The following is a 24,811-nucleotide window of genomic DNA, read 5'->3' as shown; positions in this document are numbered from 1 at the left end:
GCGGAGTTGCACAGCACGAGAGTACGGTTCTCATAATCGGAAGGATGATTCTTGATGCGTGGAGGCCAGCTGCAGCGATGAAGAACGCCGTCGTCACCGGAGGTGGTTCCGGTATCGGACTGGCCGTCGTGCAACGCCTGCGCGCTGACGGGATGCACGTCGCCACCATCGACATCGCCCCTTCGGAGGACGAATTCGCCTACACGGCCGACGTCACCGACCGTGCCGGTGTCGAGGAAGCACTGGCCGCGATCCGCGCTCAACTCGGGCCGGTCACCGTTTTGGTGAACGCCGCCGGCCTGGAGAAGTTCAAGCGCTTCGCCGACCTGACGTTCGACGATTGGCAGCGCGTGATCGACGTCAATCTCAACGGCGTCTTCCACTGCATCCAAGCGGTGTTGCCCGACATGGTCGAAACGGGTTGGGGCCGCATCGTGAACATCTCGTCGTCGAGCACCCACTCGGGCCAGCCGTATATGTCGCCCTATGTCGCGGCGAAGTCCGCCGTCAACGGGCTGACCAAATCGCTTGCCCTGGAATACGGCCCCAGCGGCATCACGGTCAACGCGGTGCCGCCGGGCTTCATCGACACCCCGATGCTGCGCAAGTCCGAGGAGCGCGGCTATCTGAAGGTGCAGCAGAGCATCGAGTCCACACCGGTGCGGCGCATCGGCAGGCCCGAGGACATCGCGGCCGCCTGCGCCTTCCTGGTCTCCGAGGAGGCCAGCTACATCACCGGACAGATCTTGGGCGTCAACGGCGGCCGAAACACCTGATCAGGCAAGACGAATCGCATGTCGGCAGCGAGTGCTAAGGAAAGGATTCTTCAGTGGGACGCGTACAGGGAAAGGTCGCATTCGTCACCGGCGCGGCGCGCGGACAGGGACGTAGTCATGCGCTGCGGCTCGCCGAGGAGGGCGCCGACATCATCGCGGTCGACCTCTGCGAGAACATCGACACCATCGGCTACCCGATGGCCACGCCGGAGGATCTCGAAGAGACCGCCGCGTTCATCGAGAAGACGGGTCAGCGCGTCGTCACCGCGAAGGCCGACGTGCGGGAGGCCTCGCAACTGAAGGCCGCACTCGAGGACGGCATCGCCCAACTCGGCGGGCTCGACATCGTGGTCGCGCAGGCCGGTGTGGCGGGCATGAAAGGCCAACCGCCGCTGCAGGCGTGGATCGACGTGATCAACACCAACCTGATCGGCACCATCAACGCCATCCAGGTCTCGCTGCTGCACCTCAAGGAGGGCGCGTCGATCATCGCCACGGGGTCCACCGCGGCCCTGATGGACACCCATCAGAAGGACAACCCGGGCAACGACCCCGGCGGTATGGCCTATGTCCACTCCAAGCGCGCCCTGTCGGCCTTCGTCCACGATCTCGCCACCGAGCTTGCGCCACGCGGGATTCGGGCCAACGTCGTGCATCCGACCAACTGCAACACCAACATGCTGCAGAGCGAGCCGATGTACCGCTCGTTCCGGCCCGATCTGGAGAACCCCGAGCTCAAGGACGCCGAACCGGTGTTCTACGTGCAGCAGGCGATGAAGGTGCCGTGGGTGGAGCCGGTGGACATCAGCAATGCGGTGCTGTGGCTGGCCTCCGATGAGGCGCGGTTCGTCACCGGCGCGCAGCTGCGGGTCGACGCCGGCGGGTACCTGAAGTGGTACGACTACCACAACTGAGCGGAAGGAACTGCGACGGTGAAGGTTTCGGTTGACGGAACGCGCTGCCAGGGACACACCCTGTGCGCGATGATCGCGCCCGATTCGTTCGAACTCGACGATGTGGACGGCCACGCGTCGCCGGTGAACGAGGTGGTGCCCCCCGACCAGGAGGACGTGGTCCGGGAGGCCGCCCACTCATGCCCCGAACAGGCCATCGTCATCGAATGACGCCGGGCCCTTCGCCAGGCTTGCAGGCCACCGAAAGCGATTAGGAGACACGCCGTGACCATCGAGAGCGATGTCGCGACCGACGACGACCGCAAGAAGAACCGGTATCACTTCGACCGGCACACCCCCGAGTACCGGCTGCAGTTCGAGAAGATCACCGAGGAGATGCACGCCCGCTGCCCGATGGCGTGGACCGACACCTACAACGGGCACTGGGTCGCCGCCGACAGCAAGCACGTCTTCGAACTCGCCCGCTGCCCCGCGGTGTCCAACCATCACGACATCAGCGGTGAGACGCCGTTCCAGGGCATCACGATCCCGAAGGCCAGCCGAGCGACCGTGGTGCGCGGCGGCATCCTCGAGATGGACGAACCCGAACACAGCGCGTATCGCGGTGCGCTGAACCCGTATCTGTCACCAGCGGCGATCAAACGCTGGGAGCCGTTCGTCAACGAGATCACCCGCGCCGCGCTCGATGAGCACATCGCCTCGGGGCGCATCGATTTCGTCGAGCATCTCGCCAACGTGGTGCCCGCCGTGTTCACCCTGGCGATGATGGGCATCGACCTCAAGAAGTGGAACGTCTACAGCGAGCCCACGCACGCCTCGGTCTACACGCCCGAACACGCACCCGAGCGCGAGAAGATCAACGAGCAGCACCGCGAGATGGGCATCGATCTCATCAACAACATGATGGAGATCCGGGAGAATCCCCGGCCCGGGTTGGTGAACGCGTTGCTGCAGTTGCGCATCGACGGCGAACCCGCGCCGGACATGGAGATCCTGGGCAACCTGGGCCTGATCATCGGCGGCGGGTTCGACACCACCACCGCGCTGACCGCCCACGCGCTGGAATGGCTCGGTGAGCATCCCGACGAACGCGACCGCCTCAGCCGCGATCGCGACACGCTGCTGCATCCCGCCACCGAGGAGTTCCTGCGGTTCTTCACCCCGGCGCCCGGCGACGGTCGCACGTTCGCCGAGGACGTCGAGGTCGAGGGCCAGCAGTTCAAGCAGTACGAGCGGCTCTGGCTGTCCTGGGCGATGGCCAACCGCGACCCCGCGGTGTTCGAGAAGCCCAACGAGATCGTCATGGACCGGAAAGGCAACCGGCACTTCAGCTTCGGTATCGGCGTGCACCGCTGCGTCGGCTCCAACGTCGCGCGCACGGTGTTCAAGTCGATGCTGACCGCGGTGCTGGACCGGATGCCCGACTACGTCTGCGACCCCGAGGGCACCGTGCACTACGACACCATCGGGGTGATCCAGGGCATGCGCAACCTGCCTGCGACGTTCACCCCGAGCGAGCCGCTCGGGCCGGGGCTCGACGAGACGCTGGAGAAGTTGCAACGCATCTGCGACGAGCAGGAACTGGCCCGGCCGATCACCGAACGCAAGGAAGCCGCCGTCATCGACTGAACGGCGACGCAACCGCGCGGTGGAGTGCTTTGATGGCAGTTCGGTAGGCGACAGGAAGGCCCGAGATGACGCGGACCATGCTCACCAAGCTCACCGCTGTGCTGGCCGCACTCGTGCTGGCCGGCGGGATCGCCACGCCGGCACCGGCAAACGCGATGATGAAGCTGGGCAACTACGACCTGCTCACCAACCGGTACGACCGGGCGTCCTGGGTCTGGTTCATCACGAACTGCTTCCCCGACAAGCAACCGGACTGCGTGCACGTCAGCGCACGGCCGCGGCTGAAGTTCTACGCCTATTACGAGGGCGCCGCCCAGCTCGTCAACGGGCGCTACACGATGACCGTCGATGTGCCGGACGGCCTGCGCTGCCCCGGCTACAACCTGCCGACCCGCGAGACGTACTCGTGGGACGAGATCTCGCTCGGCGGCACCATCGAATCCCATTACGACGTGGGATGTTTCAACGGGCCGCCCGGCATGCAGTTCTGGACCTTCGCCCTGCAACGACTCTGATCATCAGCCGGCGTACCGGCGCCGGACCCCGGTGAAGCGTTGCCACATCTGCTCGGCGCGCTGTTGCGGTGTCACCGTCGCGGTGTCCGGCGGCAACGCGTCGGCGAGTTCGGCGCGCTTGACCAACCGGGTGCGCAGCGGAACCGGTTCCCCGTCGAGCATGTGCCGGTAGGTGAGGTTGCCGCGTTCGAAGCCCTGCGTGTCGATCCAGTTGTGGTAGCCGGGATCGTCGTGCGACAGCACCAGGCGCACGACGCCGTCCGCGTCGACGGCGGTGCGACTCGGGGTGTAGCTGACCGGTCGATACAGGTAATCCATGCTGGTGAAGAACGCCCCCATGTTCGTGAGCATCCACAAGCCGTCGTGAGCCTCGAACTCGATGATGAGCGCCTCGTCGCCGGCGAGCCGCCAATGCATGTTGGCCGCTGCGCGACCACGTTTCGCGTCCGCGCCGGTCGCCGCGACGTCGGGGAACCGGTTCAGGTGCTCGGGGTCGACACCGCCGTGGGTGAACGGGTACTCGGGCCAGTCGCTCATCATCGCGGTGAGGAAGTCGCCCGCCCACTCGATCGCCGCCGTCATGTCCGCCGGTGTGGGCAGCGGGCGCGGGGTCGTCATGTCGACCCGTTCGATGCGCATCCTTGCAGGCACCTCGTCCCACCGGTCGAAACCCTGGCGGATGAACAGTTTTCGTGAGCCTGCGGTGGTCGGTAGCCAGTTCGGTTCCCGTCGCGGGCCGCCGACGTAGATCTCGAAGCCGCCGTCATCGTCGATGCGCAGCTGGGTGCCCGACAGATTCGCCTCCGGCACATCACCGAACGGCTCGTGCAACACGCCCGGGCCGACCGGCCGCGGCCCCTGCACCGTGATGTTGAAAAACGCCGCGGTGCCGCGGTCACCGGTGATCCGATACGTCGAGGACCCGTCGATCCACGCCTGCTGGTACAGGAAGTCGGCGCAGTCACCGCCGAGTTTGCGGGTGGGGTGGCAGAACGTGTGGATCGCCGGGTAGCGGGTGTCGCGGGTTTCCAGCGCGAGGTCGAACGCCTGGCCCAGGTTCTGGGTGAGGAACCGGAAACCGTCGACCCGCTGCACACCCGACGCCGGGTTGTGATCCTTGAACACCCGCGAGCCGGCGTCTTTGAGCTTGTCGCAGAACGTGTCCCACGCCGATCTCAGTGCCGCGTCGTCGGGTCCGTCTCCGAATGCCATCGCCGAGCCCTAGCCGTCGAGTCCGTTGAGTCCGTTGAGCATGGCCGACATGATCGCGCAGGCGCGACGCGCCGCAGGCAACCGGCCCTCCCGGTCGATGCGCGGGCCGATCAGTTCCAGGTCGAAGCCGTGCCGGTATCCGGCGCCGAGCACCGAGGCGACGAAGGCCTCGATGGGGATCGCGCCGTCGCCGGGCACCGCACGGGCCGGCAGTGCGCGGTCGCCGAGGACGTAGTCGCTCAGCTGGATCAGCTCGGTCCGGGGCAGCGCCCGGTGCACCAGCGCGGGCAGGTCGGCCTCCGCCCAGCAGTGGAACAGGTCGATGCAGATCCCGAGGCCGGCCATCTCGGCCAACGTGATGGTGTCGCGCAGGCTGTGCGCGATGTGGATGTCCGCGTACAGGGCCGAGGCGTTCTCGATCGCCAGCGCCACTCCGGCCGATTCGGCGGCGCGCGCACACGGCGCGACGGACTCGCAGAACCGCTCGGCCGCGTGCGCCCAGGTGAGGTCGCCGCGGCCACCGGTCAACATGTAGACCACCCGCGCCCCGACCGACGTCGCCGCGTCGATCACCCGCAGCAGCGCTTCCGGTGTGTCGAACAGGTGATAGACGGACTCCACCGAGTACCGGCCACCCGAAACCAATTGCGGCACAGCACCGGTGAACAGCTGTTCGTCGATGAGGCTCAGGCGCCGCACCCCGAGTGCTTGCCAGTGCCCCTGCAGCGCGGTCATCGGCTCGCCGAAGAAGGTGACGCTGTGCACCGACAGCCGCTCGTCGGTCACCTCATGCCCTCTCTCACGCTCGCTTCTCGATCTCGACGCCGAACCGCTCGCGGAACGGGCGGAACTCGTCGTGCAGTGCGGTCAGATCCTCGCCGATGTCGGTCAGCAGCGACGTGGAATAACGGAACTTGCCGTGCCGGTCACCCGGGTTGGCGGCGAGGTAGGCGCGCATCGCTTCTTCGGCCTCGGCGCTCAGTTGCCTGCCGCGGAACTCGTAGTAGCGGCGGACGGTGCCGACCTGATCGCCGATGAAGTCGGTGTAGCGCACGTGCAGGATGCGGGGGTCGTCGACCAGCGGGTTGCTCATCGTGTTCGCGATGCTCTCGCGGGTCAACGCCAGGTGCATCTTCGCGGCGGCACGCAGGTCGACAGGCCCGACGATGCCCTCGAGGATGTCGGCCATCATCATGGTGCGCGACGCCGCCACCTGGACCGGGTCCCGGTGCAGCCACAGCAGCGTCGCGTCCGGATAGGCGTCGAAGAGTTCCTTGAGCCGAAACCCGTGGAATCCCTTGAGCACCCATTGTTTGCGCGGCCGCCGGTACTGCAGCTGTTGCAGCATCGACTTGTGGATCCGGTACTGCGCGGCGGCGTCGACAGGCAGGCCGCCGACGACCGTCTGCATCGGGACCCGCCACCACGCGGTCGGGGTGAGCACCCGGAAGTCGAACGCCCAGGTGCGTTCGTCTTCGGGCAGGCCGTCGCCGAGCATGTCGTTGTACGGGTGGCTGTGCAACCACTTCGGCAGCTTGGCGTTGATCTCGCGCCAGTCCGCGTCGGCTTGTGCGCGACGCGGGTCGTCGCCGTCGCCATCGACGGCGCCGGGCGGTGGCGAGGGGTACATCACCTCCCAGAAGCGCAGCGCGCGGGCGTCGGGGTCGACCGACATCAGCGCATGCATCAGCGTGGTGCCCGACCGGGGCTCGCCGGTGACGAACATCGGCTGCTCGATCACTTCCTCGGCGACCGGATAGCGGTGCCGATCGGCGATGAACTGCAGCCGCGAGGTGAGCAGCCAGTGGCACACCTCGGCGGCGCGCTGCCTACCGTCGGCGTCCATTCCGACCCCGTTGAGGTGGTCGATCACCAGAGAGAACCGTTCCGCCAGCGTGGGATCGCCGTAATCGGTGCACCCGGTTTCGGTCTCGGCGCGCTCGAGCAGGTCACGCGCCACCAGTTGCGCGCTCACCGGATGTCTCCGCACAGGGCCATCAGTTCGTCCTCCACTTCCCGCACGTTGGCGGCGGATTGGGCGGTGTACCGCAGGCCCGCCATGGCGCCGTAGTCCATGATCTTCGGTACGCGCAGCCCCGCGTCGACGTAGTCCTTGATGACACGCGCGAGTTGTCGCGGTGTGCCGTGCGGGACCATGGCCAGGACCATCTCCGGTTGGACCCGGTCGAGGAAGGCGACGATCCGTTCGCGGGTGAGCACTGCGGGATCGATGTCCTGGTATCCGCGCCAGTCCGACCCCATCGGATGCTCGAAGCCCGCCTTGCGCAGCACCTCGGCCGAAACCTGCAGCAGAAACGACTTGACCAGCGGGGCGTCGAGAATCTCGGCCAGCGCGGCGTCGTCGCGGCCCACCAGGCACACCTGGATGAAACACGGCGTGATCGCCGCGGGGTCGCGGCCCGCCTTCTCCGCGGAAAGCCGCACCGCGGCGAGCTTTTCGGCGTAGTCGTCGGGTGACCAAGCACCGGTCGGCCACCACCCGTCGGCGTAGCGGCCCACGATGTCGAGGGTGCGCGGCCCGCTGCCGCCGATCCAGATCGGCGGGAAGCGCCCGTCGTAGGGTTCGGTGTCCAGGCGGGCACGGTGCAGCCGGTAGAAGCGGCCGTCGAAGTCGACCGGGCCGTCGCTGTCCCAGAGCAGCCGGATCACCTGCAGCGCCTCCTCGAATCGGCTGACCGGCGTGGAGAAGTCGAAGCCGTAGGGCACCGTGTTCTCGGTTTCGCCGCTGCCGAGGCCGAGGATGAACCGTCCGCGCGAGAGGTGGTCGATGGTGAGCGCGCTCTGCGCGAGCAGCGACGGGTGGCGGCGCACGGTGTCGACGACGCTGGTCGCCAGCGGCACGTTCCTGGTGAGCACCGCCGCGGCCGCGGCGACGGCCATCCCGTCCAGGTGCCGGTGCGGTGACGGCGAAACCGTTGCCAGGTCCGTGAATTCGGGTGTCCAGATCGAATCGGGCCAGAAGCTGACCATGTGATCGGGCAGCCAGATCGAGTGGTAGCGCCCGCTGTCGAGGTCGTCGAGCACCGACAGGTCCAACGGCAGCGTGGTGCGCAGGTAGGCGGCCGGCTGCACTCTCACTCGACCACCCCTCCTTCGTGCGCCGAACGTGGGTTACCGTCACACGAAACCGCCCCCTGGCGTGACACAATCCCACACTCGCGCGTCACAGCCGCCCGACCTCGCGCAGGAAGGGCTGTGTGTGGGCGATCCGGCCGGTCAGAGTCTTCGGGTCGCCGGTACACAGCAGGTATGCGGTCTCGCTGATCAGCCCGATGTCCTCGGTGTCGGTCTTGGCCAGGTCGAGGCTGCCGGCGCCGGGCGTGGCCACCGGGTTGGACGGGGCGGCGGCGTTGACCGCGATACCGTCGTCGAACAGTTCGGCGGCAAGGCTTTTCGTCAGCCGATTCAGCGCGGCCTTCACGGTGCCGTAGATCCCGAACCCGGCGCTGCGGTCGAACTCGGCGAACGGCGGGCCCTGCGGCAGGTCACCGCCGACCGAGGTCAGGTTGAGCACCCACCCGCGGCCACGTTCGCGCATGGCGGGCACCGCCAACTGGGTGAGGTGCAGCGGCGCCACCACGTGCATCTCCATCATCAGCCGCACCCGCCGCTCAGGGAACGTGTCGAGGGGCCGCAAGAATGTGACGGCGGCGTTGTTGACGAGGATGTCCGGTGCGCCCACCCGCTCGACCACCTCGGCGAACAACCGCTCGCGTTCGGCGCTGTCGGACAGGTCGCCCGCCACCGCGATCGCGGCACCACCTAGGGTCTCGATCTCCTCGACCGTCTCCCGCAACGACCCTTGATATTTCGGGTCGGGTTCGAGGGTGCGGGCGGTCAGCGCGACCGTGGCGCCCTCGCGCGCCAGGCGCTGCGCGATCGCCTTGCCCAGTCCCCTGCTGCTGCCGGTCACCAGCGCGACCTTGCCCTCACACGTCATTGTGGGCCTCCCGGTGTCAGCTGCGCGGAATGCCCGCGAGTTTGTCGGCGAACTTGGCCTCGGCGGCGGCGCGCAGCCGCAGCAGATGCTGCGACGGGAACACGTCCGGCGCCGGTTCGACGTCCTTGAGCAGCAGCCGCGCCAGCGTCACTTTGTGCACCTCGGTCGGGCCGTCGGCCAACCCGAGCACGAACGACTCCGTCAGGTACTGCACGAACGGCATCTCGTGGGAGGTGCCCAACGACCCGTGCAGCTGCAGCGCCCGCGCGGACACGTCGTGCAACACCTTCTGCATCATCGCCTTGACCGCCGAGATGTCTGCGCGCACCGCCTTGTAGTCGTTGAACTTGTCGATCTTCCAGGCGGTTTGCAGGGTCAGCAGCCGGAACGCCTCGATCTCCATCCAGGAGTCGGCGATCATCTCCTGCACCATCTGTTTGTCGGCCAGCACCGAGCCCTGGGTGTAGCGCGACACCGCCCGCTCGGTGAGCATGTCGAAGATGCGCCGGACCAGGCCGACGGTGCGCATGGCGTGGTGGATGCGGCCGCCGCCGAGCCGGGTCTGCGCGACGACGAACGCACCGCCGCGGGGTCCCAGCATGTGATCGGCGGGCACGCGGACGTTCTCGTAGCGGACGTAGCCTTCGCGGCCGCCACCGCCCAGCGGCTGATAGCCGAGCCCGACGTCGCGCAGCACGTTGATCCCTGGCGTGTCCCCGGGCACGACGAACATCGAATACCGTTGGTATGGCGGCGCGTCCGGGTCGGTCATCGCCATCACGATGATGACCGACGCCATCGACGCGAACGACGAGTACCATTTCTCGCCGTTGATGACCCAGTGGTCGCCGTCCTCGGTGGCGGTGGTCGTGAAGACCTTCGGGTCGGCGCCGCCGTGCGGTTCAGTCATCGAGAAGCACGACACGATGCGGTTGTCGAGCAGCGGCTCCAGATACCGCTCCTTGAGCTCCGGGGTGCCGTAGTGGGCGAGGATCTCGCTGTTACCGGAATCCGGTGCCTGCGAACCGAACACGATCGGCGCGCATTCCGAGCGGCCCAGGATCTCGTTGAGCAGCGCGAGCTTGACCTGCCCGTAGCCGGGACCGCCGAGGTGCGGTCCGAGATGGGTGGCCCACAGCCCGCGCTCCTTGACGATCTCCTGCAGCGGCGGGATCAGCGCCTGGCGCACCGGGTCGTTGAGGTCGTGGGACTCCTTGACGATCAGGTCGATGGGCTCGCACTCCTCGCGGACGAACTGCTCCACCCACGCCAGTTGTTCGGCCCACTCCGGGTCGGTTGCGAAATCCCAGCCCACTGCCCGTCCTTCCGTCGGTGTTCAGGACCACTTCTGGCGCCGCGCCGCGGCATCCTCGGTGGCGTGGCTGAGCACCTGGTTGCGGTTCTCCAACTCCATCGCGACCGCCAGATCCGGCGCATCGGTGTTCGCCTGCAGCGCCCGCTTGGTCAGCTGAACGCCCAGGGTGGACAGCCCGGCGATGGTGGTCGCGATCTCGAGCGCACGCTCGAAAAGCCGGTCGGCGTCGACGACCTCGCTGACCAGACCCCGCCGCTCGGCCTCCTCGGCGCTCACCGTGCGTCCCGTCAGCATCCAGTCGGCGGCGACGCTGGTGCCCACGATCCTGGGCAGGTGATAACTCATCCCCATCTCCGCGCCGGAAAGCCCCAGCAGGATCGCGGCGTTGCCGAATGTCGTTGCATCCGCGCAGATCCTGATGTCGGCGGCCAGGCACAACGCTAGCCCCGCACCGACACATGGCCCGTTCACCGCGGCGATCACCGGCTGCGGCAGCGCCCGGATCATCTGGGGCAGCGCGGCCATCGATTCCTGAAACCGCATCCGATCGATGGCCGGGGCGGTCGCCGCCGGGATGCCCGGGCCGAAGTCGCGCACGTCCAGACCGGAGCAGAACCCGCGGCCTGCGCCGGTCAGGATGACGGCGTCGACCGACGAGTCGGCGGCCAGACCGGCGAGCGTCTGGGCGAGCTCGCCGCGCATCACCTCGTTGATCGCGTTCAGTCGCTGAGGCCGGTTCAGCTGCAGCGCAACGACTCCCGGCTGCGGCCGGCTGATCTCGACGGTTTCGGCCACCGGTGTCAGCGCCGCGGCAGTCCGAGCACCTGGGTGGCGATGATGTTGCGCTGGATCTCGGACGTGCCGCCGGCGATCGTGCCGCCGAAGCTGCGCGCATACCGCTCGAACCAGCTGGCGAAGTAGTGGTCGAGGTTCATGTGCGCGTACGGACCCGACGTGGACGGGTGTACCAGTCCGTCGGCGCCCGCGGCCGTCAACGCGTTCTCCATGGCCTGCCGCTCGGCTTCCGAACCCATGAGCTTGAGCACCGACACCGATGCGGTGTCCATCTCGCCGCGCGCGGCGCGGGCCAGCGCCGCCGACCCCATCGCCCGCAGCGCCTGATAGTCCATGATCGTGGTGGCGTACTGGTCGCGCTGAAGTTCGGTGCGCGGCTCGAAATCGGCGATCATGTTGTCGATCCGGTCGGCGAAGCCCAGCCACATCATGGTGCGTTCATGGCCCAGCGAACCGTTGGCCACGCCCCAGCCGCCGTTGAGCGGGCCGACGAGGTTCTCGGCGGGGACCCGCGCGTCGGTGAAGAACACCTCGTTGAAGTCGAGGTTCTCCTCACCGGTCATGTCGGCGAACGGGCGGCACACCACGCCAGGGGTGTCGGTCGGGATGATCAGCACGCTGATGCCCTTGTGTTTGGGCGCGTCCGGATCCGTGCGCACGAACGTCAGCAGGAAGTCGGCGTCGTGCGCGCCCGACGTCCACACCTTCTGGCCGTTGACGACGAACTCGTCGCCCTCCAGCACCGCGCGGGTGCGCAGCGACGCCAGATCCGAACCGGCGCTGGGCTCGCTCATGCCCAGCGATGCGGTGATCTCCGCCTTGAGCACAGGCACCGCCCAGCGGTGCTTCTGTTCGTCGGATCCGAACGAAAGCAGCGATGCGGCAATGATGTTGACGCCCTGCGGGTTGAAGCTGTGGTAGATGCGGCGCCGGCACAGCTCGTCGAGGTGCACGAACTGCTGCACCACGGTGGCGTTGCGGCCACCGAACTCGGGCGGTTGGGCGGGCAGCAGCCAGCCGTTGTCGAACAGCAGGCGCTGCCAGTCGCGCGCCCACTGCGGCATGTGCGACACCGACCGCGGCCGCTCCAGGGTCTGGGCCTCCGACGGCAGGTGCTCGTCGAGGAACGCCGCGAACTCGGCGCGGAACTCTTCGACGTCGGAATCAAAAGTCAGCTGCACCGGTGCTCCTGTACTCCTCGGCGATGACAGCGCGGTGCTCGGCGGCGCCGCCGAGCAGAAGTTCGCCGGCCTTGGCCCGCTTGAGCGCGAACTGCAGGTCGTTCTCCCAGGTGAAACCCATGGCCCCGAACAGCTGCAGACCGTGCCGGAACACCACGGCCTGCGCCTCGCCCGCCGACGCCTTGGCCATGGCCGCCGCGAGCCGGCGCCGCGGGTCGTCGGCGGCGATGGTCAGCGCGGCGAAATACGCCAGCGCCCTGGCCCGCTCGGTCGCGACGTGCATGTCGACGGCTTTGTGCTGGACGGCCTGGAACGAGCCGATCGCGACGCCGAACTGCTGGCGCTGTTTGACGTGTTCGAGCACCAGATCCAGGATGCGTTGGCAGGCGCCGACGGTCGCGACGGCCATCCCGGTCAGCGCGACGTGACGCGCGCGTTCGACGTCGACCTTGACCCGCGCGGTGTCGGGCAGGTGCACGTCGACCAGGGACACGTCGGCGATGTGCAGCACCGGGTCGAACACCGCGGTGCGCCGGGCGACCACCTGGTCGGCGTCGACGACGAACACGCCCGCATCGGTCACCACCGCGAGGCGTTCGGCGCGGTCACCGTCGAGCACGTAGCGGGCCGTACCGGTGAGCAGCCAGCCGTCGGCGTCGCGGTGCGCGGACACCCCGTCGTACACCGCCGTGCCGGCCTGCTGCGGATCGAAGCGCTCGCCGACCAGCGGCGCGAACTGGGTCAGCGTCGCCAGAAACGGGGTCAGATCAGTGGCCCGGCCCAGCTCCTCGAGCACGATCGCCAGCTCGACGGCGTTCTCCGGATCGGCGAGCTCGGTCCATCCGGCGTCGACGTAGGTTTTCCACAACGGCGTCGGGTCGACCCCGTTCTCGGCGATGCCGCGGATCAGCGACGCCGGGCACTGCTTGGTGACCGCGTCGCGCACGGTTTCCTGCCAGAGTCGCTGATCGGCGTCGAACTCCAGTAACACCAAGCCTCCCGGGACGGTAGTGGGCAGCGCGTTCGGGATGAGAATAGCATTCTCTCAACCGGGGAAAGCATTCTCTTGATTTGACTACCTCGTTTCGGTGTCCGCGTGTCGTGCAGTTGACCAGCAGACACCCTGACCTGCGCAGAAGTAAGCGTTTTGTTGAGAAGCCGATTCTTGCCAATGAAGAACAACGCTTTACACTGAGAGTGTTCGGCGGTTTGCGCAGACATCGGAGGACGACTTGGCGATGCAACACCCGGACGGGACGAGTACGCCCGTCATCGATGCCAGCGTGCACATCTTCAGCAAGTCGAACAAGGACTTCCGCAGCTTCCTTCGCGAACCGTTCAAGAGCCGCGGCTTCCCCGACTACGAGATGGACTGGTACGGCGCGCCTGGCGGGGAGTACGCGCCCGGCACCGATGCCGACCGCCGGTACCCGGGGTCGGATCCGGAGCTGGTCGGCGCGCACCTGTTCGACGAGCGCGGAGTCAACGTGGCGATCCTGCATCCGATGGCCCGCGGCATCATGCCCGACCGGCACCTGGGCACCGCGATCGCGGCCGCGCACAACGAGTTGCTGGTGACGCGGTGGTTGGAGGACAACGCACACGCCGACAAGTTCCGCGGCACCATCCGGGTCAATCCCGACGACGTCACCGGTGCGCTGCGGGAGATCGCCAAGTACGCCGACCATCCGCGCGTGGTGCAGATCGGCGTCCCGTTGCAGTCGCGTGAGTTGTACGGCAAGCCGCAGTACTGGCCCATCTGGGAGGCGGCCGCCGCCGCGAACCTGCCGGTGGCGGTGCACATCGAGGTCGGCGCCGGCGTGCAGTTCGCCCCGACCCCGTCGGGTGTCCCGCGCACCTATGAGAACTACGTCAGCTTCATGGCGCTCAACTACCTCTACCACCTGATGAACCTCATCGTCGAAGGCGTCTTCGAGAAGAACCCGACGTTGAAGTTCGTCTGGGCCGACGGGGCGGCCGACCTGCTGACCCCGTTCATCTGGCGGATGGACTGCTTCGGCCGTCCGCACCTCGAGCAGACGCCGTGGGCGCCGAAGATGCCCAGCGACTACCTGCCCGGCCACACCTACTTCGTGCAAGGCGCAATGGACGGGCCCGGCGACGTGGAGTACGCCGGCGAGTGGTTCGGGTTCACCGGCAAGGAAGACATGGTGATGTTCGGGTCGAGCTACCCGCACTGGCAGCTCAATGACCTGACGGTGCCCTCCTCGTACAGCGCCGAGCAGCGCGACAAGCTCTGCTGGCGCAACGCCGCCGAGCTCTACGGCATAGACGTCGGGGCGGGGGTTGGCGCACAGTGATAGGGACCGCGGAAGCACGCAACAGCAGGGAGCCACGATGACGGTGACAGTGACAGAGCGCAAGCCTGCGGCCGAGCGCGTCGCGGTGCGGTGCGTGGACTCCGATGTGCACCCGGTGCCCAAGAGCGGGGTCCTGGCGCAGTACATCCCGGAGCCGTGGCGCAGCAAGTACTTCCTGCCGCGTCGCATCGGTGACCAGATCTATTACGACGCACCCGATTACGCCCACGCCTACGCGATGCGGGTGGACACTTTCCCCGCCGACGGCGAGTTCGCGGGCAGCGATCCGGACCTGGCGTTCAAGCAGCTGATCATGGAGGCCGGCGCCGACATCGCGATCCTCGAACCCGCCGCGTATCCGGCGCGGTTCCCCGAGGTCAACCACGCGATGAGCGTGGCGCTCAACGACTGGCAGGCCAACCACTGGCTCGACAGCAAGAACAACTGGCACGAACGCTGGCGCGGATCCATCTGCGTGGCCATCGAGGCGCCGGAGGACTCGGCCCGCGAGATCGAGCGGTGGGCCGGCCATCCGTACATGGGCCAGATCCTGATCAAGGCCGAACCGCGCCCGGCGTGGGGCGACCCGAAGTACAACCCGATCTGGGAGGCGGCCACCAAGAACGACATCACGGTCAGCTGCCATCTGTCGCGCAGCCACCACGAGGAGCTGCCGATCCCGCCGGTCGGATTCCCCAGCTACAACCACGATTTCATGGTCACGTACTCGCTGCTGGCCGCGAACCAGGTGATGAGCATGGTCTTCGACGGCCTGTTCGACCGGTTCCCGACGCTGCGGATCGTCTTGGTGGAGCACGCTTTCACGTGGATCCTGCCGCTGATGTGGCGGATGGACGCCATCTACGAGGCCCGCAAGTCGTGGCTCGACATCAAGCGCAAGCCGTCCGAGTACGTCAAGGACCACATCAAGTTCACCACCCAGCCGCTGGACTATCCCGAGGACAAGACCGAATTGTCCCGCGCGTTCGAGTGGATGGAGTGCGAGAAGATCCTGCTGTACTCGTCGGACTACCCGCACTGGACGTTCGACGATCCGCGCTGGCTGGTCAAGCACTTGCCCGAGCATGCGCGCGAAGCCGTGATGTTCAAGAACGGGATCGCGACCTACCATCTGCCCGAGACGGTTCCGGCCCTCGAGGGCCAGGTGCGGGTGTTCTGAGTAGATGACCGAACAGGAGAAGACGCCCCGGTTGGCACAGGGGCGTGAACACGTCGTGGCCACGGTCGACGAGATTCCGCCGGGCAAGCACAAACTCGTGCCGATCGGCCGTCACGGCGTCGGTGTGTACAACGTCAACGGCACCTTCTACGCGATCGCGAACTACTGCCCGCACGAAGGTGGTCCGCTGTGCTCGGGCCGCGCGCGCGGCCGCACCGTCGTCGACGACAGCGTCCCCGGCGACGCGGTGATGGTGCGCGACCTGGAGTACATCTACTGCCCGTGGCACCAATGGGGTTTCGAGCTGGCCACCGGGACCACGGCCGTCAAACCGGAGTGGAGTATCCGCACCTACCCGGTGCGGGTGGTCGGCAACGAGGTGTTGGTGCAGGCATGAGCACATCGGAACGAACCGGCCCGGTGCTCGCGCCCGGCGAGAAGATCTTCGAGTACAACGGCGGCCGCGTCGTCTACGAAATCCTCGGCGACAAGGGGAATTTCATCGCGCTGACGCCGGGTGGCCGGTTCAGCAAGGACATTCCGGGGCTGCGGCCGTTGGCGGAGGCGTTGGTCGACGGCGGCTACCGCGTGTTGCTGTGGGACCGGCCGAACTGCGGCAAGTCCGACGTCCAGTTCTACGGCAAGAGCGAATCCCACATGCGCGCCGAGACGTTGCACGCGCTGATCACCGGACTCGACATCGGACCGTGCTTCATTCTGGGCGGTTCGGGCGGCGCCCGCGACTCGATGCTGACGACGATGCTGTACCCCGAGATCGTGCGAAAGCTGGTGGTGTGGAACATCGTCGGTGGGGTCTACGGCTCATTCGTGCTCGGTGGGCACTACGTGGTGCCGAGCATTCTCGCGGCGCGGGGAGCGGGCATGGAAGGCGTGATCCATGTCGCGGAATGGAAGGAGCGCATCGCCGCCAATCCGGACAACGAGGCGCGGTTGCGCGCGCTCGACGTCGACGCATTCCTCAAGGTGATGCTGCGCTGGCTCAACGCCTACGTCCCGAAGCCCGGCCAGACCATCCCCGGTGTCGAGGACGAGATGTTCGACAACATCACGGTCCCGACGCTGATCATCCGCGGCGGTGAGAACGACTGGGACCACCCCAAGCGCACCTCACTCGAAGTGCACTGTCTGATCAAGGGTTCGACACTGATCGATCCGCCGTGGCCCGAAGACGCCTGGGAGCGTGCCGGCGAGAAGTTCGCCGCCAGCGGCGGAAAGAACTTCTGCCTGTTCGACACGTGGGTGCAGGCGGCGCCCGCGATCCTGAAGTTCCTGGACGGCTAGATCGTGCGGACGTGGACTTCGCAGTTGAGCGACGCCTCCAGCGCGGTGTGGACGCGGGATTCGGGGACCCGTTCGAGGTCGGCCCTACGCAGCGTCACGTGTACGACATCCCAGCCGTCCTCGTCGACGACGCGTTCGATCTCGCCGGTCAGCCCGAGCCCCGCGAGCACCCCGTGCGCGTCGTCGTCGGTGCCGCGGCTGATGAAGGTCAGCACACCGGGCACCGGTGTGGTGCCGAAGGCGTTGGCGCACAACTGCATCGCGGTCCGCTGGAGTTCGGCGGGGTCATCGCCGGTGATCAGCAGCTCCACCTCACGCCGTTGCGGCGGAAGCCCCGACAGGTTGTTGTCGACCACCTCGATGCCGGCCAGCCCGGCCGCGTCGCGAAGCCGCGCCATGCCGTCGCCGAGCTGCGCGGGCGTGAGCTCCCCCGCCTTGTCGACGCCGACGCGGACCACCGCAGTTCTCATGTCCGTCAGCCTATCCGGGGCCTGGAAGGACCGATCATGACCACCACCGCCGCCGAATACGCCGTCGCCGCGTGGCCGGACTGCGCCCCGCGACTGCTGCGGCCCGGCCAGACCGGACCGCAGGCCTACGCCGAGTACACCCAGGAAGGCGGCTACCGGCCGCTGCTCGACGCCGAGGAACTCCTCGGCCAGGTCGACCTGTCCGGCCTGCTCGGCCGGGGCGGGGCGGCCTTCCCGATCGGCACCAAGCTGCGCACCGTGCACGACGCGCACCGCAGGGGTTCGGACACCGTCGTCGTCGCCAACGGCGAGGAAGGCGAGCCCGCGTCGATCAAAGACCGCTGGCTGCTACGCAACCGGCCGCACCTGGTCCTGGACGGGCTGCGCCTCGCGGTCGCGGTCGCGGGTGCGTCGCGCGGCTACGTCTACGTCTCCGATCCCGGCGCCGCCGACGCGGTGACCGCGGCGCTCGCCGAGGTGCCCGCCGAGACGTTCGGAGCCGCCGAGATCGCGGTCGTCACCGTCGAGGCCGGTTACGTCGCCGGTGAGGAGACCGCCGCGGTACGACGGATCAACGGCGGGCCGGCCAAGCCGACCGACAAGCCGCCCCGGCCCTTCGAGGAGGGTGTCGGCGGATTGCCCACCATGGTCAGCAACGTCGAGACACTGGCCAACCTGCCGTTCATCCACCAGCACGGCGCCGAGCAGTTCCGCGCCGTCGGCACGCCGATGTCGCCCGGCACCTTCCTGGCCACCGTCACCGGCGCCGGGCGCCCGGCCGCGCTGTACGAAATCCCCCACGGCGCAACGGTCACCGACCTGCTGAAGCTGCACGGGGTGTCCGCCGAAGCCGTGACCGGCGTGTTGATGGGCGGCTACTTCGCCGGCCTGGTCAACACGGACATCCTCGACGCGACGCTCGACCACGAGTCGATCCGGCGCCTCGGCAGCGGGCTCGGCTGCGGGGCGCTCTCGCTGCTCACCGACGACTGCCCGGTCGCCGTCGCGGCGTCGGTGATGTCGTACTTCGACAACGAGAACGCCGGGCAGTGCGGGTCGTGCTTCAACGGGACCGCCGCGATGGCCGCGGTGACCTCCGCGCTGCGCGACGGCACCGCCACCGAGGAGGACCTCACCCGTCTGGAGCGGTGGTCGGTGGTGCTGCGCGGCCGCGGCGCGTGCGGCACCCTCGACGGCGCCACCAACGTCGCGGCCAGCCTGCTGCGCCAGTTCCCCCAGGTGGTGGCGCGTCACCTCGCCGGCAACTGCGAGTCGTGCCGGGCCGGCGCGTTCGACGCAATCCGGCCCTACGAAGTGGAGGCCCGATCATGAGTGACGGCTTACGAATTCGGCTCGACCGGACGCTGTGCGACGGGTTCGGCATCTGCGCCAAGCACGCGCCGGAGTACTTCTCGCTCGACGACTGGGGCTACGCGTCGCTGATCGGCGACGGGACCGTGCCCGAAAAGGACCGCGACGCCGTCATGCGTGCCCTGCTCGACTGCCCCGTGCACGCGATCATCTACATGGGCGAGCACCGTCCGCCGACCGACACCGCGACGCCGCAGGACGCCCACGAAGCACCGGAACCGGATCCCAAAACCGAGGACAGCGAGGCGATCTCGGAGTTCGTGCGGTGACCCGGCCGCTGCCGGAACTGACGGTCCTCAACGAGTTCTTCTGGACCGCGGGCGCCGACGGCGTGCTGCGCATCCAGGAGTGCCGCGACTGCGCCTCGCTGATCCATCCCCCGCAGCCGGTGTGCCGGTACTGCCGCAGCCGCAACATGGGGGTGCGCGACGTCTCGGGTAAGGCCACGCTGTCGGCCTTCACGGTCAACCACCGGTTCGGTTTCCCCGATCTGCCCCCGCCATACGTCATCGCGCAGGTGGCGATCGTCGAGGATCCGCGGGTCCGGTTGACCACCAACGTCATCGACTGCGACCCCGACGACCTCAAGTTGGGCCAGCTGGTCGAGGTCACCTTCCAACAGCTCGACAACGTGTGGCTGCCGGTCTTCCGGCCCAGCACCGACGGCCAGAGCGCCCCGCTGCCCGACGACGAGATCGCGCCGCAGGACTTCGCGCGCCACGTCAGCCCGCCGCTGACGACCGAGAAGTTCGAGGAACGCTCGGCGATCACCGGGATCGGCGCATCGCGATTGGGTCGCCGGCTGATGGTGCCGCCGCTGTCGCTGACCATCGAGGCGTGCGAGCAGGCCGTCGCCGACGCCGGACTGACCTTCGACGACATCGACGGTCTCGCCACCTATCCCGGGTTGGACGTGGCCGGCATGGGCGAGGGCGGGGTCACCGCGCTGGAGGGCGCGCTGGGCCTGCGACCCACCTGGATCAACGGCGGCATGGACACGTTCGGTCCCGGCGGCTCGGTCATCGCCGCGATGATGGCCGTCGCGACCGGGATGGCGCGCCACGTGCTGTGCTTCCGCACGTTGTGGGAGGCGACGTTCCAGCAGCTGATGAAGGAGGGCAAGGCCTCACCGCCCGGCGGTGCCCGCACCACCAGCTGGCAGATGCCGTTCGGCGCGATGTCGGCCGCGCACACCCTCGCGCTCAACGCGCAGCGGCACTTCGACCGGTACGGCACCACACGGGAGACGCTGGGCTGGATCGCGTTGAACCAGCGGGCGAACGCCACGCTGAACCCGACGGCGATCTACCGCGACCCGATGACGATGGACGACTACCTCAATGCCCGCCCGATCACCACGCCCTTCGGGCTCTACGACTGCGACGTCCCCTGCGACGGCGCCGTCGCGGTGGTGGTGTCCGCGGTCGAGGCCGCCAAGGACATGCCCCGTAAGCCGGTGTACTTCGAGGCGGTCGGCACGCAGATCGTCGAGCGCACCGACTGGGACCAGAGCACGCTGACCCACGAACCGCAGGTGCTCGGGCAGGCGGCCCACCTGTGGACGCGAACCTCGCTGCGGCCCAGCGACATCGACGTCGCCGAGCTCTACGACGGCTTCACGTTCAACTGCCTGTCCTGGTTGGAGGCGCTCGGCTTCTGCGGTATCGGCGAGGCGAAGGACTTCCTCGACGGTGGCAAGGCCATCGCCCGCGACGGTGTGATCCCGTTGAACACCCACGGCGGCCAGCTCTCCCACGGCCGCACCCACGGCATGGGGCTGATCCACGAGGCGGTCACGCAGTTGCGCGGCGACGCCGGTGACCGGCAGGTCGACAACGCCCGCGTCGCGGTGGTCAGCAGCGGCGGCCTGACCCCCAGCGGGGCGATCCTGATGCGGACCGACACGTGAGCGAGCGCGGCGTCACGGTGCGACCCCGCGTCGTCCTCGTCGACGGAGTTCCGATGTCGGGTCTGGTCGCCGAAGCCGAGCAGCCGACCGCCGTCGTCGTGGCGTTCCACGGCGGCGCCAGCACCGCAGCGTATTTCGACTGCCCGGGTCACCCGCAGCTGTCGCTGCTGCGCACGGGACCCGCGCACGGCCTCACCGTGGTGGCGCTGGACCGGCCCGGGTACGGCAGCTCGGCACCCTATCCCGACGCGATGCACGACCCGGACCAGCGGGTGGCGCTGGCCTTCGGCGCCCTCGACAAGGTGCTCGGCGAAAAGTCGCGCGGCGCAGGCGTCTTCCTGCTGGGACACTCCGCCGGCTGCGAGCTCGCGGTGCGGATGGCCGCCGGCGACCGTGCCGCAGACGCCGGCGTGCTCGGGCTCGCCCTGGCCGGCACCGGCCTGCGCTACGCCGACGCGGCCATCGACATCATCAAGACCACGACGGCGACCAAACGCCCCGTGGGTCTGCGTGATCTGCTGTGGCAGCCCGCCGAGCTCTACCCCCCGGAGGTGCTGTCCGGCATCACGAACTCGTCGACGGGCGCGCCGTACGAGACCGAGGTAACGAAGAACTGGCCGCGCCGGGACTTCCCGGCGTTGGCACCGAAAGTGCAAGTGCCGGTGCAGTTCACGATTGCCGAGCACGAACGGGTGTGGCGCACCGATCCCGAGGCGCGTGCCGACATCGCCGCGTTGTTCACCGCGGCGCCGCGATTCGTGCTCGAGGACCAGCCCAACGCCGGTCACAATCTCTCGCTGTCGCTGGCCGCGGCGGACTACCACCGGAAAGTTCTGTCGTTCGTCGGCGACTGCGTGCGCGGGCAGGGTGCTCAACTCACTGTGGAGGCGGATTGATGCGGGTCGGATTCATCGGATTGGGCAGCCAGGGCGGCCCGATGGCGCGGCGGATCGTCGAGGGCGGGTTCGAGACCACGCTGTGGGCTCGGCGCGCCGCGAGCCTCGAGCCGTACGCCGGCACGGCCGCCAAGACCGCGGGCACGCCCGCCGAGTTGGCCGCGGCCAGTGACCTGGTCTGCCTGTGCGTGGTCGGCGACGACGATGTGCGCGAGGTGCTCAACGGGGACAGCGGGGTGCTCGCCGGGCTGGCGCCGGGCGGGATCGTCGCCATCCACAGCACGGTGCATCCCGACACCTGCCGGGAGATCGCCGCGACCGCCGCCGAACGGGGTGTCTCGGTCATCGATGCGCCGGTCAGCGGCGGCGGCCCGGCCGTGGAGGAAGGCAAGCTGCTGGTCATGATCGGCGGCGACGACGAGGTCGTCGAGCGCTGCCGGCCGGTGTTCGCGACGTACGCCGACCCGATCGTGCACCTCGGTCCGCTGGGCAGCGGCCAGGTCACCAAGATCCTCAACAACCTGCTGTTCACCGCGAACCTGGGCGCCGCGCTGAGCACCCTGGACCTCGGCGAGGCGCTCGGCATTCCGCGAGTCCGGCTCGCCGAGGTGCTCAACGGCGGTTCGGCGACCAGCAAGGCGCTGGGCAGCATCGCGATGTTCGGCGGCACCGTCGAGGGCCTCGCCCCGATCGCCGGCGCCCTGCTGCAGAAGGACGTTCGGCACGCCGCCAGCATCGCCGCGGCCGGGTCCGTACCGGAAGGAACGGTGTTCACCGTCGCCGACACGGCGCTGGCCGACATGGAGCATCCGCGATGAGCGCTTGCGCGAAGAGCAGAAGGCGCCGATGAGCGCTTGCGCGAAGAGCAGAAGGCGCCGATGAGCGCTTGCGCGAAGAGCAGAAGGCGCCGATGAGCGCTTGCGCGAAGAGCAGAAGGCACCGGTGACCGCTGTCGGCTTCATCGGGGCGGGCCGCATGGGCGCGCCGATGGTGCGCCGCCTCGTCGAGCACGGCCATCAGGTCCGGGTGCTCGGCAGAACCGACGAACGCTGCGCAGCGATGCGCGACCTCGGCGCCCACCCCGTGCCGCACGCGACCGACGTCGCCGAGGGCGCCGACGTCGTGATCGTCTGCGTGTTCACCGACGAGCAGGTCCAGCAGGTCTGCCTGGCCGACGGCGTCGCGGCCGCGATGCGACCGGGAGCGACGCTGGTGCTGCACACCACCGGCAGCCCGGCCACGGCGCGCGAGATCGCGGCGAAGTTCACCGACATCGACGTGATCGACGCGCCGGTCAGCGGCGGGCCGCACAACATCGCGGCCGGGTCGGTGACGCTGTTCGTCGGCGGCACCGACGACGCGGTCGACACGGTGCGGCCGGTGCTGGCGAGCTATGGCGAGCCGATCCTGCACGTCGGCGCGCTGGGTGCGGGGCAGGCGGTGAAGCTCGTCAACAACAGCCTGTTCGCCGCGCAGATCGGGCTGCTGCGCACCGCGGTCGACCTGGGCGCCCGTCTCGGCGTCGACGAGGCGAAGCTGCTGACGTCGGTGCTGCACGGCAGCGGCGCCAGCCGGGTCGGGGAGTTCGTCGCCGCCCGCGGCTCGGTGGGGGCGTTCGTCGCCGACGTCGGCGAGTTCATCGGCAAGGACGTCGAGGTGGTCCGCCGCACCGCCGCCGAACTGGGCAGCACGCTGGGATTGCTCGACCAGGTCATCGATGCCGGAATCGGCTGATGCACGGCGGCGATTCCCCTTACCCGGAGGCACCTGGTGAGGCATACTAGGGCCGTTACAGTATTGCGCCCTCACGTAACGGAAGCGGTCGACAGCCCGCCGCGAAAGAGGAGATCATGACCAAGCCCAAGCTCGTGTTCAACCCGGTTTCGCAGGAGTACTTCGACAATCCGTACGAGATCTACCAGCGGATGCGCGACGAGGCGCCGATCTACTACGACGAAGAAGAGGACTTCTACGCGCTGACCCGGCACGCCGACGTCGCAGCGGCGTTCAAGGATTACGAGTCGTTCTCGTCGGCCTACGGGTGCGACCTGGCGATGGTGCGATCCGGCGAGGTTCCGCAGAAGTCGATCATCTTCATGGACCCGCCCGACCACCGGCACATGCGCAGCCTGCTCAACAAGGCCTTCACCCCGCGCGCCATCCAGTCGCAGCGCGAGACCGTGATCGAAACCGTCGAGCACTACCTGTCCAAGGCCGACCCCGACAACTTCGACGTGGTGCAGGACTTCTCGGGCCCGTTCCCGGTCGAGGTGATCACCCGGATGGCCGGGGTGCCCGAGGACTTCCGCCAGCAGGTGCGGCACTGGATCGACACCAGCCTGGAGCGGCTGCCCGGCCAGATCGAGCTGTCCGAGAAGAACATGCAGGCCAACATCGACTCCGGCATGTACTACTACAGCCTGGTGCAGGAGCGGCGGCAGAACCCGCAGGACGACATGATCAGCAGGCTGATCGCCGCGGAGATCCCCGACGGCGAGGGCAACCTGCGCCAGCTGGACGATATCGAGATCACCGGGTTCGCAACGCTTCTCGGCGGCGCGGGCGCGGAGACGGTCACCAAGCTGGTCGGCAGTGCGGTCGTGGTGTTCGCCCAGCACCCCGAGCAGTGGCAGATGCTGCTCGACGACCGCAGCCTGATCCCGGCCGCGGTCGAGGAGTTGCTGCGCTACGTCGGCCCCGTGCAGTACAACGTGCGCTACAGCCTCAAGGACGTCGAGCTGCCCAGCGGAACCGTGCCCGCGCACAAGCCGGTGTTCCTGATGGGCGCCGCCGCCAACCGGGACCCGCGCGCATTCGACGACGCCGAGACCTTCGACATCACCCGCGACCGCACCCAGTCGCAGAACCTCGGCCTCGGCTACGGCATCCACAGTTGCCTGGGCGCGGCGCTGGCGCGGATGGAGAGCGCGATCGCGCTGGAACACCTGCTGGACTTCATGCCGCGCTACGAGGTGGATTTCGACGGTCTGCAGCGGGTGACGATGCAGAACGTCGCCGGCTACCACCATGTCCCGGTGAAGGTGCTGCGGTGACCCAGCGAGGA

Annotated in this window: 26 protein-coding genes; 16 read left to right on the top strand and 10 right to left on the bottom strand. The window is 68.2% G+C overall.

Annotated elements, in window-relative coordinates:
* The first annotated feature begins 77 nt into the window (after window positions 1–77).
* The 5 genes from BLW81_RS16290 to BLW81_RS16270 all read left to right on the top strand — a co-directional run bounded on the left by BLW81_RS16290 (window position 78) and on the right by BLW81_RS16270 (window position 3,834).
* The gene (locus tag BLW81_RS16290; protein ID WP_083408062.1) at window positions 78–776 is read left to right on the top strand and encodes an SDR family NAD(P)-dependent oxidoreductase; all 699 of its coding nucleotides are present in this window, start codon (window positions 78–80) and stop codon (window positions 774–776) included.
* A 53-nt stretch (window positions 777–829) separates the two neighbouring features.
* Window positions 830–1,690 (top strand): mycofactocin-coupled SDR family oxidoreductase, encoded by an 861-nt coding sequence (locus BLW81_RS16285; RefSeq protein ID WP_083408061.1) that lies wholly within the window; start codon window positions 830–832, stop codon window positions 1,688–1,690.
* Between the two features lie 18 nt (window positions 1,691–1,708).
* The gene (locus tag BLW81_RS16280) at window positions 1,709–1,900 is read left to right on the top strand and encodes a ferredoxin (protein ID WP_083408060.1); all 192 of its coding nucleotides are present in this window, start codon (window positions 1,709–1,711) and stop codon (window positions 1,898–1,900) included.
* Window positions 1,901–1,954: 54 nt separating this feature from the next.
* A complete protein-coding gene (locus BLW81_RS16275) occupies window positions 1,955–3,319 on the top strand; it encodes a cytochrome P450 (protein ID WP_083408059.1) in 1,365 nt (454 codons plus the stop codon).
* A 77-nt stretch (window positions 3,320–3,396) separates the two neighbouring features.
* Window positions 3,397–3,834: a hypothetical protein gene (locus BLW81_RS16270; RefSeq protein WP_083410589.1), complete on the top strand. Its 438-nt coding sequence runs from the start codon at window positions 3,397–3,399 to the stop codon at window positions 3,832–3,834.
* Window positions 3,835–3,837: 3 nt separating this feature from the next.
* On the opposite strand, the gene BLW81_RS16265 is transcribed toward BLW81_RS16270, so the two are convergent.
* From BLW81_RS16265 to BLW81_RS16225, 9 genes are all read right to left on the bottom strand, one after another.
* Complete coding sequence (locus tag BLW81_RS16265) at window positions 3,838–5,046, bottom strand: DUF1214 domain-containing protein (protein WP_083408058.1); 1,209 nt, start codon at window positions 5,044–5,046, stop codon at window positions 3,838–3,840.
* A gap of 9 nt (window positions 5,047–5,055) precedes the next feature.
* Window positions 5,056–5,781: a sugar phosphate isomerase/epimerase family protein gene (locus BLW81_RS16260; protein ID WP_083410588.1), complete on the bottom strand. Its 726-nt coding sequence runs from the start codon at window positions 5,779–5,781 to the stop codon at window positions 5,056–5,058.
* A gap of 64 nt (window positions 5,782–5,845) precedes the next feature.
* Window positions 5,846–7,021: a sulfotransferase family protein gene (locus BLW81_RS16255; RefSeq protein WP_083408057.1), complete on the bottom strand. Its 1,176-nt coding sequence runs from the start codon at window positions 7,019–7,021 to the stop codon at window positions 5,846–5,848.
* Entirely contained in the window at window positions 7,018–8,145 is a 1,128-nt protein-coding gene (locus BLW81_RS16250) for an LLM class flavin-dependent oxidoreductase (protein ID WP_083408056.1), read from the bottom strand. The genes BLW81_RS16255 and BLW81_RS16250 overlap by 4 nt, the downstream gene beginning before the upstream one ends.
* A gap of 85 nt (window positions 8,146–8,230) precedes the next feature.
* Window positions 8,231–9,007 carry an SDR family NAD(P)-dependent oxidoreductase gene (locus BLW81_RS16245; protein WP_083408055.1) on the bottom strand — a complete coding sequence of 259 codons (777 nt, stop codon included), beginning with the start codon at window positions 9,005–9,007 and terminating at the stop codon, window positions 8,231–8,233.
* Between the two features lie 16 nt (window positions 9,008–9,023).
* Window positions 9,024–10,322 carry an acyl-CoA dehydrogenase family protein gene (locus BLW81_RS16240; RefSeq protein WP_083408054.1) on the bottom strand — a complete coding sequence of 433 codons (1,299 nt, stop codon included), beginning with the start codon at window positions 10,320–10,322 and terminating at the stop codon, window positions 9,024–9,026.
* Window positions 10,323–10,343: 21 nt separating this feature from the next.
* Window positions 10,344–11,117 (bottom strand): enoyl-CoA hydratase/isomerase family protein, encoded by a 774-nt coding sequence (locus BLW81_RS16235; RefSeq protein WP_083408053.1) that lies wholly within the window; start codon window positions 11,115–11,117, stop codon window positions 10,344–10,346.
* Between the two features lie 5 nt (window positions 11,118–11,122).
* Entirely contained in the window at window positions 11,123–12,298 is a 1,176-nt protein-coding gene (locus tag BLW81_RS16230) for an acyl-CoA dehydrogenase family protein (RefSeq protein WP_083408052.1), read from the bottom strand.
* Window positions 12,282–13,289, bottom strand: coding sequence for an acyl-CoA dehydrogenase family protein (locus BLW81_RS16225; RefSeq protein WP_083408051.1), 1,008 nt, complete (start codon window positions 13,287–13,289; stop codon window positions 12,282–12,284). Before BLW81_RS16225 ends, BLW81_RS16230 begins: the two co-directional genes overlap by 17 nt.
* Window positions 13,290–13,536: 247 nt before the next feature.
* Here BLW81_RS16225 and BLW81_RS16220 point away from each other — a divergent pair, with 247 nt between their 5' ends.
* The 4 genes from BLW81_RS16220 to BLW81_RS16205 are packed head-to-tail and all read left to right on the top strand — an operon-like array spanning window position 13,537 to window position 17,101.
* On the top strand, window positions 13,537–14,619 hold the full coding sequence (locus BLW81_RS16220; RefSeq protein WP_083408050.1) for an amidohydrolase family protein: 1,083 nt from the start codon (window positions 13,537–13,539) through the stop codon (window positions 14,617–14,619).
* 37 nt (window positions 14,620–14,656) lie between these two features.
* Window positions 14,657–15,799: an amidohydrolase family protein gene (locus BLW81_RS16215; protein ID WP_083408049.1), complete on the top strand. Its 1,143-nt coding sequence runs from the start codon at window positions 14,657–14,659 to the stop codon at window positions 15,797–15,799.
* Window positions 15,800–15,803: 4 nt separating this feature from the next.
* Window positions 15,804–16,196, top strand: coding sequence for a Rieske (2Fe-2S) protein (locus BLW81_RS16210; protein ID WP_083408048.1), 393 nt, complete (start codon window positions 15,804–15,806; stop codon window positions 16,194–16,196).
* Window positions 16,193–17,101 (top strand): alpha/beta fold hydrolase, encoded by a 909-nt coding sequence (locus BLW81_RS16205; protein ID WP_083408047.1) that lies wholly within the window; start codon window positions 16,193–16,195, stop codon window positions 17,099–17,101. The genes BLW81_RS16210 and BLW81_RS16205 overlap by 4 nt, the downstream gene beginning before the upstream one ends.
* Here BLW81_RS16205 and BLW81_RS16200 read toward each other — a convergent pair.
* Entirely contained in the window at window positions 17,098–17,571 is a 474-nt protein-coding gene (locus BLW81_RS16200; protein ID WP_083408046.1) for a hypothetical protein, read from the bottom strand. The genes BLW81_RS16205 and BLW81_RS16200 overlap by 4 nt on opposite strands.
* A 36-nt stretch (window positions 17,572–17,607) precedes the next feature.
* On the opposite strand from BLW81_RS16200, the gene BLW81_RS16195 reads away from it, so the two are divergent.
* From BLW81_RS16195 to BLW81_RS16165, 7 genes are all read left to right on the top strand, one after another.
* A complete protein-coding gene (locus BLW81_RS16195) occupies window positions 17,608–18,903 on the top strand; it encodes an NADH-ubiquinone oxidoreductase-F iron-sulfur binding region domain-containing protein (protein WP_083408045.1) in 1,296 nt (431 codons plus the stop codon).
* Complete coding sequence (locus BLW81_RS16190) at window positions 18,900–19,211, top strand: ferredoxin (RefSeq protein WP_083408044.1); 312 nt, start codon at window positions 18,900–18,902, stop codon at window positions 19,209–19,211. Before BLW81_RS16195 ends, BLW81_RS16190 begins: the two co-directional genes overlap by 4 nt.
* Window positions 19,208–20,851, top strand: coding sequence for a thiolase C-terminal domain-containing protein (locus BLW81_RS16185; RefSeq protein WP_083408043.1), 1,644 nt, complete (start codon window positions 19,208–19,210; stop codon window positions 20,849–20,851). The genes BLW81_RS16190 and BLW81_RS16185 overlap by 4 nt, the downstream gene beginning before the upstream one ends.
* Before the next feature lie 53 nt (window positions 20,852–20,904).
* Window positions 20,905–21,747, top strand: coding sequence for an alpha/beta fold hydrolase (locus tag BLW81_RS16180; RefSeq protein ID WP_083410587.1), 843 nt, complete (start codon window positions 20,905–20,907; stop codon window positions 21,745–21,747).
* Complete coding sequence (locus BLW81_RS16175; protein WP_083408042.1) at window positions 21,747–22,565, top strand: NAD(P)-dependent oxidoreductase; 819 nt, start codon at window positions 21,747–21,749, stop codon at window positions 22,563–22,565. The genes BLW81_RS16180 and BLW81_RS16175 overlap by 1 nt, the downstream gene beginning before the upstream one ends.
* A 124-nt stretch (window positions 22,566–22,689) precedes the next feature.
* Window positions 22,690–23,481: an NAD(P)-dependent oxidoreductase gene (locus tag BLW81_RS16170; protein ID WP_083410586.1), complete on the top strand. Its 792-nt coding sequence runs from the start codon at window positions 22,690–22,692 to the stop codon at window positions 23,479–23,481.
* A gap of 116 nt (window positions 23,482–23,597) precedes the next feature.
* Window positions 23,598–24,800, top strand: a complete 1,203-nt coding sequence (locus BLW81_RS16165) for a cytochrome P450 (protein ID WP_083408041.1) — start codon at window positions 23,598–23,600, stop codon at window positions 24,798–24,800.
* Window positions 24,801–24,811 lie beyond the last annotated feature (11 nt).

The organism is Mycolicibacterium rutilum (genome assembly GCF_900108565.1).
Lineage (GTDB): Bacteria > Actinomycetota > Actinomycetes > Mycobacteriales > Mycobacteriaceae > Mycobacterium > Mycobacterium rutilum.
Note: the sequence above shows the minus strand (reverse complement) of the source record. Positions and strands in the feature narration are given on the sequence as shown.